The organism is Andreesenia angusta (genome assembly GCF_001855385.1).
In the GTDB taxonomy this organism is placed as follows: domain Bacteria; phylum Bacillota; class Clostridia; order Tissierellales; family Gottschalkiaceae; genus Andreesenia; species Andreesenia angusta.
The window spans coordinates 40,530-48,476 of the sequence record NZ_MKIE01000012.1 but is presented as its reverse complement, the minus strand read 5'-3'; the positions used below and the strand labels follow the sequence as shown (position 1 = coordinate 48,476).

Below are 7,947 nucleotides of genomic sequence, written 5' to 3'. Positions count from 1 at the left end.
TTATGAAAATTTTCCGGTTTAAGGCGTTTCCGTTCTTCTTCGTCATAACTTAATGTTTTTATTTAAAATACCCTCTGAAAAGAAAGGAAACGACAGGTGCTGAAAGCGAGCTTTTTGGCCTCTGTCGTTTCCTTTCTCTGTTTTTGTCCGTGGAATGAACAATGGAAGTCAACAAAAAGCAGCTGGCTGACATTTTCGGTGCGAGTATCCGTACCATTCAGAACTGGCAGGAACAGGGAATGCCCGTTCTGCGAGGCGGTGGCAAGGGTAATGAGGTGCTTTATGACTCTGCCGCCGTCATAAAATGGTATGCCGAAAGGGATGCTGAAATTGAGAACGAAAAGCTGCGCCGGGAGGTTGAAGAACTGCGGCAGGCCAGCGAGGCAGATCTCCAGCCAGGAACTATTGAGTACGAACGCCATCGACTTACGCGTGCGCAGGCCGACGCACAGGAACTGAAGAATGCCAGAGACTCCGCTGAAGTGGTGGAAACCGCATTCTGTACTTTCGTGCTGTCGCGGATCGCAGGTGAAATTGCCAGTATTCTCGACGGGCTCCCCCTGTCGGTGCAGCGGCGTTTTCCGGAACTGGAAAACCGACATGTTGATTTCCTGAAACGGGATATCATCAAAGCCATGAACAAAGCAGCCGCGCTGGATGAACTGATACCGGGGTTGCTGAGTGAATATATCGAACAGTCAGGTTAACAGGCTGCGGCATTTTGTCCGCGCCGGGCTTCGCTCACTGTTCAGGCCGGAGCCACAGACCGCCGTTGAATGGGCGGATGCTAATTACTATCTCCCGAAAGAATCCGCATACCAGGAAGGGCGCTGGGAAACACTGCCCTTTCAGCGGGCCATCATGAATGCGATGGGCAGCGACTACATCCGTGAGGTGAATGTGGTGAAGTCTGCCCGTGTCGGTTATTCCAAAATGCTGCTGGGTGTTTATGCCTACTTTATAGAGCATAAGCAGCGCAACACCCTTATCTGGTTGCCGACGGATGGTGATGCCGAGAACTTTATGAAAACCCACGTTGAGCCGACTATTCGTGATATTCCGTCGCTGCTGGCGCTGGCCCCGTGGTATGGCAAAAAGCACCGGGATAACACGCTCACCATGAAGCGTTTCACTAATGGGCGTGGCTTCTGGTGCCTGGGCGGTAAAGCGGCAAAAAACTACCGTGAAAAGTCGGTGGATGTGGCGGGTTATGATGAACTTGCTGCTTTTGATGATGATATTGAACAGGAAGGCTCTCCGACGTTCCTGGGTGACAAGCGTATTGAAGGCTCGGTCTGGCCAAAGTCCATCCGTGGCTCCACGCCAAAAGTGAGAGGCACCTGTCAGATTGAGCGTGCAGCCAGTGAATCCCCGCATTTTATGCGTTTTCATGTTGCCTGCCCGCATTGCGGGGAGGAGCAGTATCTTAAATTTGGCGACAAAGAGACGCCGTTTGGCCTCAAATGGACGCCGGATGACCCCTCCAGCGTGTTTTATCTCTGCGAGCATAATGCCTGCGTCATCCGCCAGCAGGAGCTGGACTTTACTGATGCCCGTTATATCTGCGAAAAGACCGGGATCTGGACCCGTGATGGCATTCTCTGGTTTTCGTCATCCGGTGAAGAGATTGAGCCACCTGACAGTGTGACCTTTCACATCTGGACAGCGTACAGCCCGTTCACCACCTGGGTGCAGATTGTCAAAGACTGGATGAAAACGAAAGGGGATACGGGAAAACGTAAAACCTTCGTAAACACCACGCTCGGTGAGACGTGGGAGGCGAAAATTGGCGAACGTCCGGATGCTGAAGTGATGGCAGAGCGGAAAGAGCATTATTCAGCGCCCGTTCCTGACCGTGTGGCTTACCTGACCGCCGGTATCGACTCCCAGCTGGACCGCTACGAAATGCGCGTATGGGGATGGGGGCCGGGTGAGGAAAGCTGGCTGATTGACCGGCAGATTATTATGGGCCGCCACGACGATGAACAGACGCTGCTGCGTGTGGATGAGGCCATCAATAAAACCTATACCCGCCGGAATGGTGCAGAAATGTCGATATCCCGTATCTGCTGGGATACTGGCGGGATTGACCCGACCATTGTGTATGAACGCTCGAAAAAACATGGGCTGTTCCGGGTGATCCCCATTAAAGGGGCATCCGTCTACGGAAAGCCGGTGGCCAGCATGCCACGTAAGCGAAACAAAAACGGGGTTTACCTTACCGAAATCGGTACGGATACCGCGAAAGAGCAGATTTATAACCGCTTCACACTGACGCCGGAAGGGGATGAACCGCTTCCCGGTGCCGTTCACTTCCCGAATAACCCGGATATTTTTGATCTGACCGAAGCGCAGCAGCTGACTGCTGAAGAGCAGGTCGAAAAATGGGTGGATGGCAGGAAAAAAATACTGTGGGACAGCAAAAAGCGACGCAATGAGGCACTCGACTGCTTCGTTTATGCGCTGGCGGCGCTGCGCATCAGTATTTCCCGCTGGCAGCTGGATCTCAGTGCGCTGCTGGCGAGCCTGCAGGAAGAGGATGGTGCAGCAACCAACAAGAAAACACTGGCAGATTACGCCCGTGCCTTATCCGGAGAGGATGAATGACGCGACAGGAAGAACTTGCCGCTGCCCGTGCGGCACTGCATGACCTGATGACAGGTAAACGGGTGGCAACAGTACAGAAAGACGGACGAAGGGTGGAGTTTACGGCCACTTCCGTGTCTGACCTGAAAAAATATATTGCAGAGCTGGAAGTGCAGACCGGCATGACACAGCGACGCAGGGGACCTGCAGGATTTTATGTATGAAAACGCCCACCATTCCCACCCTTCTGGGGCCGGACGGCATGACATCGCTGCGCGAATATGCCGGTTATCACGGCGGTGGCAGCGGATTTGGAGGGCAGTTGCGGTCGTGGAACCCACCGAGTGAAAGTGTGGATGCAGCCCTGTTGCCCAACTTTACCCGTGGCAATGCCCGCGCAGACGATCTGGTACGCAATAACGGCTATGCCGCCAACGCCATCCAGCTGCATCAGGATCATATCGTCGGGTCTTTTTTCCGGCTCAGTCATCGCCCAAGCTGGCGCTATCTGGGCATCGGGGAGGAAGAAGCCCGTGCCTTTTCCCGCGAGGTTGAAGCGGCATGGAAAGAGTTTGCCGAGGATGACTGCTGCTGCATTGACGTTGAGCGAAAACGCACGTTTACCATGATGATTCGGGAAGGTGTGGCCATGCACGCCTTTAACGGTGAACTGTTCGTTCAGGCCACCTGGGATACCAGTTCGTCGCGGCTTTTCCGGACACAGTTCCGGATGGTCAGCCCGAAGCGCATCAGCAACCCGAACAATACCGGCGACAGCCGGAACTGCCGTGCCGGTGTGCAGATTAATGACAGCGGTGCGGCGCTGGGATATTACGTCAGCGAGGACGGGTATCCTGGCTGGATGCCGCAGAAATGGACATGGATACCCCGTGAGTTACCCGGCGGGCGCGCCTCGTTCATTCACGTTTTTGAACCCGTGGAGGACGGGCAGACTCGCGGTGCAAATGTGTTTTACAGCGTGATGGAGCAGATGAAGATGCTCGACACGCTGCAGAACACGCAGCTGCAGAGCGCCATTGTGAAGGCGATGTATGCCGCCACCATTGAGAGTGAGCTGGATACGCAGTCAGCGATGGATTTTATTCTGGGCGCGAACAGTCAGGAGCAGCGGGAAAGGCTGACCGGCTGGATTGGTGAAATTGCCGCGTATTACGCCGCAGCGCCGGTCCGGCTGGGAGGCGCAAAAGTACCGCACCTGATGCCGGGTGACTCACTGAACCTGCAGACGGCTCAGGATACGGATAACGGCTACTCCGTGTTTGAGCAGTCACTGCTGCGGTATATCGCTGCCGGGCTGGGTGTCTCGTATGAGCAGCTTTCCCGGAATTACGCCCAGATGAGCTACTCCACGGCACGGGCCAGTGCGAACGAGTCGTGGGCGTACTTTATGGGGCGGCGAAAATTCGTCGCATCCCGTCAGGCGAGCCAGATGTTTCTGTGCTGGCTGGAAGAGGCCATCGTTCGCCGCGTGGTGACGTTACCTTCAAAAGCGCGCTTCAGTTTTCAGGAAGCCCGCAGTGCCTGGGGGAACTGCGACTGGATAGGCTCCGGTCGTATGGCCATCGATGGTCTGAAAGAAGTTCAGGAAGCGGTGATGCTGATAGAAGCCGGACTGAGTACCTACGAGAAAGAGTGCGCAAAACGCGGTGACGACTATCAGGAAATTTTTGCCCAGCAGGTCCGTGAAACGATGGAGCGCCGTGCAGCCGGTCTTAAACCGCCCGCCTGGGCGGCTGCAGCATTTGAATCCGGGCTGCGACAATCAACAGAGGAGGAGAAGAGTGACAGCAGAGCTGCGTAATCTCCCGCATATTGCCAGCATGGCCTTTAATGAGCCGCTGATGCTTGAACCCGCCTATGCGCGGGTTTTCTTTTGTGCGCTTGCAGGCCAGCTTGGGATCAGCAGCCTGACGGATGCGGTGTCCGGCGACAGCCTGACTGCCCAGGAGGCACTCGCGACGCTGGCATTATCCGGTGATGATGACGGACCACGACAGGCCCGCAGTTATCAGGTCATGAACGGCATCGCCGTGCTGCCGGTGTCCGGCACGCTGGTCAGCCGGACGCGGGCGCTGCAGCCGTACTCGGGGATGACCGGTTACAACGGCATTATCGCCCGTCTGCAACAGGCTGCCAGCGATCCGATGGTGGACGGCATTCTGCTCGATATGGACACGCCCGGCGGGATGGTGGCGGGGGCATTTGACTGCGCTGACATCATCGCCCGTGTGCGTGACATAAAACCGGTATGGGCGCTTGCCAACGACATGAACTGCAGTGCAGGTCAGTTGCTTGCCAGTGCCGCCTCCCGGCGTCTGGTCACGCAGACCGCCCGGACAGGCTCCATCGGCGTCATGATGGCTCACAGTAATTACGGTGCTGCGCTGGAGAAACAGGGTGTGGAAATCACGCTGATTTACAGCGGCAGCCATAAGGTGGATGGCAACCCCTACAGCCATCTTCCGGATGACGTCCGGGAGACACTGCAGTCCCGGATGGACGCAACCCGCCAGATGTTTGCGCAGAAGGTGTCGGCATATACCGGCCTGTCCGTGCAGGTTGTGCTGGATACCGAGGCTGCAGTGTACAGCGGTCAGGAGGCCATTGATGCCGGACTGGCTGATGAACTTGTTAACAGCACCGATGCGATCACCGTCATGCGTGATGCACTGGATGCACGTAAATCCCGTCTCTCAGGAGGGCGAATGACCAAAGAGACTCAATCAACAACTGTTTCAGCCACTGCTTCGCAGGCTGACGTTACTGACGTGGTGCCAGCGACGGAGGGCGAGAACGCCAGCGCGGCGCAGCCGGACGTGAACGCGCAGATCACCGCAGCGGTTGCGGCAGAAAACAGCCGCATTATGGGGATCCTCAACTGTGAGGAGGCTCACGGACGCGAAGAACAGGCACGCGTGCTGGCAGAAACCCCCGGTATGACCGTGAAAACGGCCCGCCGCATTCTGGCCGCAGCACCACAGAGTGCACAGGCGCGCAGTGACACTGCGCTGGATCGTCTGATGCAGGGGGCACCGGCACCGCTGGCTGCAGGTAACCCGGCATCTGATGCCGTTAACGATTTGCTGAACACACCAGTGTAAGGGATGTTTATGACGAGCAAAGAAACCTTTACCCATTACCAGCCGCAGGGCAACAGTGACCCGGCTCATACCGCAACCGCGCCCGGCGGATTGAGTGCGAAAGCGCCTGCAATGACCCCGCTGATGCTGGACACCTCCAGCCGTAAGCTGGTTGCGTGGGATGGCACCACCGACGGTGCTGCCGTTGGCATTCTTGCGGTTGCTGCTGACCAGACCAGCACCACGCTGACGTTCTACAAGTCCGGCACGTTCCGTTATGAGGATGTGCTCTGGCCGGAGGCTGCCAGCGACGAGACGAAAAAACGGACCGCGTTTGCCGGAACGGCAATCAGCATCGTTTAACTTTACCCTTCATCACTAAAGGCCGCCTGTGCGGCTTTTTTTACGGGATTTTTTTATGTCGATGTACACAACCGCCCAACTGCTGGCGGCAAATGAGCAGAAATTTAAGTTTGATCCGCTGTTTCTGCGTCTCTTTTTCCGTGAGAGCTATCCCTTCACCACGGAGAAAGTCTATCTCTCACAAATTCCGGGACTGGTAAACATGGCGCTGTACGTTTCGCCGATTGTTTCCGGTGAGGTTATCCGTTCCCGTGGCGGCTCCACCTCTGAATTTACGCCGGGATATGTCAAGCCGAAGCATGAAGTGAATCCGCAGATGACCCTGCGTCGCCTGCCGGATGAAGATCCGCAGAATCTGGCGGACCCGGCTTACCGCCGCCGTCGCATCATCATGCAGAACATGCGTGACGAAGAGCTGGCCATTGCTCAGGTCGAAGAGATGCAGGCAGTTTCTGCCGTGCTTAAGGGCAAATACACCATGACCGGTGAAGCCTTCGATCCGGTTGAGGTGGATATGGGCCGCAGTGAGGAGAATAACATCACGCAGTCCGGCGGCACGGAGTGGAGCAAGCGTGACAAGTCCACGTATGACCCGACCGACGATATCGAAGCCTACGCGCTGAACGCCAGCGGTGTGGTGAATATCATCGTGTTCGATCCGAAAGGCTGGGCGCTGTTCCGTTCCTTCAAAGCCGTCAAGGAGAAGCTGGATACCCGTCGTGGCTCTAATTCCGAGCTGGAGACAGCGGTGAAAGACCTGGGCAAAGCGGTGTCCTATAAGGGGATGTATGGCGATGTGGCCATCGTCGTGTATTCCGGACAGTACGTGGAAAACGGCGTCAAAAAGAACTTCCTGCCGGACAACACGATGGTGCTGGGGAACACTCAGGCACGCGGTCTGCGCACCTATGGCTGCATTCAGGATGCGGACGCACAGCGCGAAGGCATTAACGCCTCTGCCCGTTACCCGAAAAACTGGGTGACCACCGGCGATCCGGCGCGTGAGTTCACCATGATTCAGTCAGCACCGCTGATGCTGCTGGCTGACCCTGATGAGTTCGTGTCCGTACAACTGGCGTAATCATGGCCCTTCGGGGCCATTGTTTCTCTGTGGAGGAGTCCATGACGAAAGATGAACTGATTGCCCGTCTCCGCTCGCTGGGTGAACAACTGAACCGTGATGTCAGCCTGACGGGGACGAAAGAAGAACTGGCGCTCCGTGTGGCAGAGCTGAAAGAGGAGCTTGATGACACGGATGAAACTGCCGGTCAGGACACCCCTCTCAGCCGGGAAAATGTGCTGACCGGACATGAAAATGAGGTGGGATCAGCGCAGCCGGATACCGTGATTCTGGATACGTCTGAACTGGTCACGGTCGTGGCACTGGTGAAGCTGCATACTGATGCACTTCACGCCACGCGGGATGAACCTGTGGCATTTGTGCTGCCGGGAACGGCGTTTCGTGTCTCTGCCGGTGTGGCAGCCGAAATGACAGAGCGCGGCCTGGCCAGAATGCAATAACGGGAGGCGCTGTGGCTGATTTCGATAACCTGTTCGATGCTGCCATTGCCCGCGCCGATGAAACGATACGCGGGTACATGGGAACGTCAGCCACCATTACATCCGGTGAGCAGTCAGGTGCGGTGATACGTGGTGTTTTTGATGACCCTGAAAATATCAGCTATGCCGGACAGGGCGTGCGCGTTGAAGGCTCCAGCCCGTCCCTGTTTGTCCGGACTGATGAGGTGCGGCAGCTGCGGCGTGGAGACACGCTGACCATCGGTGAGGAAAATTTCTGGGTAGATCGGGTTTCGCCGGATGATGGCGGAAGTTGTCATCTCTGGCTTGGACGGGGCGTACCGCCTGCCGTTAACCGTCGCCGCTGAAAGGGGGATGT

General features: G+C 56.5%; 9 protein-coding genes. All 9 read left to right on the top strand.

The window, feature by feature from the left end; translation table 11 throughout:
• Positions 1 to 161: 161 nt before the first annotated feature.
• The 9 genes from EUAN_RS10635 to EUAN_RS10595 are packed head-to-tail and all read left to right on the top strand — an operon-like array spanning position 162 to position 7,936.
• Positions 162 to 707: a DNA-packaging protein gene (locus EUAN_RS10635; RefSeq protein ID WP_000453580.1), complete on the top strand. Its 546-nt coding sequence runs from the start codon at positions 162 to 164 to the stop codon at positions 705 to 707.
• The gene (locus tag EUAN_RS10630) at positions 682 to 2,607 is read left to right on the top strand and encodes a phage terminase large subunit family protein (protein WP_001027292.1); all 1,926 of its coding nucleotides are present in this window, start codon (positions 682 to 684) and stop codon (positions 2,605 to 2,607) included. Before EUAN_RS10635 ends, EUAN_RS10630 begins: the two co-directional genes overlap by 26 nt.
• Positions 2,604 to 2,810 carry a phage head-tail joining protein gene (locus EUAN_RS10625; RefSeq protein ID WP_000198149.1) on the top strand — a complete coding sequence of 69 codons (207 nt, stop codon included), beginning with the start codon at positions 2,604 to 2,606 and terminating at the stop codon, positions 2,808 to 2,810. Before EUAN_RS10630 ends, EUAN_RS10625 begins: the two co-directional genes overlap by 4 nt.
• Complete coding sequence (locus EUAN_RS10620; RefSeq protein WP_001359455.1) at positions 2,807 to 4,408, top strand: phage portal protein; 1,602 nt, start codon at positions 2,807 to 2,809, stop codon at positions 4,406 to 4,408. The genes EUAN_RS10625 and EUAN_RS10620 overlap by 4 nt, the downstream gene beginning before the upstream one ends.
• Positions 4,389 to 5,708, top strand: coding sequence for a S49 family peptidase (locus EUAN_RS10615; protein WP_000123343.1), 1,320 nt, complete (start codon positions 4,389 to 4,391; stop codon positions 5,706 to 5,708). The genes EUAN_RS10620 and EUAN_RS10615 overlap by 20 nt, the downstream gene beginning before the upstream one ends.
• Positions 5,709 to 5,717: 9 nt before the next feature.
• Complete coding sequence (locus EUAN_RS10610; RefSeq protein ID WP_001297109.1) at positions 5,718 to 6,050, top strand: head decoration protein; 333 nt, start codon at positions 5,718 to 5,720, stop codon at positions 6,048 to 6,050.
• A gap of 55 nt (positions 6,051 to 6,105) precedes the next feature.
• Complete coding sequence (locus tag EUAN_RS10605; RefSeq protein WP_000063280.1) at positions 6,106 to 7,131, top strand: major capsid protein; 1,026 nt, start codon at positions 6,106 to 6,108, stop codon at positions 7,129 to 7,131.
• Between the two features lie 41 nt (positions 7,132 to 7,172).
• Complete coding sequence (locus EUAN_RS10600; RefSeq protein ID WP_000158919.1) at positions 7,173 to 7,571, top strand: DNA-packaging protein FI; 399 nt, start codon at positions 7,173 to 7,175, stop codon at positions 7,569 to 7,571.
• A gap of 11 nt (positions 7,572 to 7,582) precedes the next feature.
• Positions 7,583 to 7,936 carry a head-tail joining protein gene (locus EUAN_RS10595; RefSeq protein WP_000752979.1) on the top strand — a complete coding sequence of 118 codons (354 nt, stop codon included), beginning with the start codon at positions 7,583 to 7,585 and terminating at the stop codon, positions 7,934 to 7,936.
• The last annotated feature ends 11 nt before the right edge of the window (positions 7,937 to 7,947 follow it).